At 63.5% G+C, this 1156-nt stretch carries 1 protein-coding gene; it reads left to right on the forward strand.

Going from position 1 to position 1156, the window contains the following annotated elements; genetic code table 11:
- Positions 1 to 166 precede the first annotated feature (166 nt).
- Positions 167 to 1102, forward strand: a complete 936-nt coding sequence (locus tag ABD323_RS41105) for a DUF6192 family protein (RefSeq protein ID WP_184917379.1) — start codon at positions 167 to 169, stop codon at positions 1100 to 1102.
- The last annotated feature ends 54 nt before the right edge of the window (positions 1103 to 1156 follow it).

Consider the following 1156-nt stretch of genomic DNA (forward strand, 5'->3'; position numbering starts at 1 on the left):
CTCTGCACGACGGACAGCGTTCGAGCTGGCGGCCGTTTGGTCCCTAGCCGTCTTCGCTGGACACTGGGGGTGACCAGCGAATTTGTTCCGGGCTGCCCGCAACCAAGATCAGCTCTTGGTTGCTGTGTCACCTCGTGGCAGGCCGGTCGGTCCCGTTGGAGGCGACATGCCCGCGAAGACGGTCGAGAGTCCGTTCCCCAAGCAGTTCACCGACCGCCAGTGGAATCGGTACGTGCACCAGGGGCGCGATCTCGTTGATGAAGGCAGTAGCGTCCAGTTCAAGCTGGGAGACCTGACTCTCAAGATGATCCCCCTGCTGGGCCCAGAAGGGGGAAACCGTGGTGTCTTCATCGTGCTGGATCGCTACGCGGACGAGATCGGCAGCAACGTCCACACCCTGCTCCGATATCGACACGAAGCAACAGCCTGGCCGCCGGACAAGCGCGCAAGCGGCGTCTCGTGGTCGATCCACGCAGCACTCGACGCACTGGAAGATCGCTTCGAGCTAATCCACAACCCGCCCGACGGCAAGCGATGGACGGAGGACAAAGCCCTCAGTTTCGCCGGCCGACTGCCTCACAGGCCTCTAACCAAGGCAGAGAAGCTTGACCGAGTTCGAGTCCTGATGAACCAGGACGAGTATGCCGCCGAGGCCGTGGCCGAGATGCTGAAGCGGCCAAACGTGGCCCACCAGGTCATGGCGAGCCCAGAGAACCAGAGAATCGTCTATCGGGCGCACCACGAGCAGCGTATCGAGGCGGCGAACGCCCGCTTCGCCGCCGCCCACGAGCGCGACGAGGAGGAGGTTGAGGAGCCTGTCCGTGAGGTGCGCCGTCGCGAGCCCGCGGTGGACTACACGCGGGCGTCCACTGAAGTGCTCGAGCTGATCGGCATGGGCACCACGTTCCTAGTAGAGCTACAGAGACTGATCCCGAACCTGCATGTTGCAGAGTTCACTGACCGAGAGGTCCGGGCCGTCTTGGACAACCATCGGCGTATTCGCGCCGCTCTCGACTGGTGCGACACAGTGGTGACCACCGGAGAGAAGTCCATGGATGACGAACTGGCACGGATCCTCGGCGAAGGCGATGACCTTGAATGACCTCCCGCCGCACCCCCGCCACCACATCAGCTCAGGCGGCCACTCACCACGCCC

Source organism: Kitasatospora nipponensis, from assembly GCF_039528135.1.
GTDB lineage: Bacteria > Actinomycetota > Actinomycetes > Streptomycetales > Streptomycetaceae > Kitasatospora > Kitasatospora nipponensis.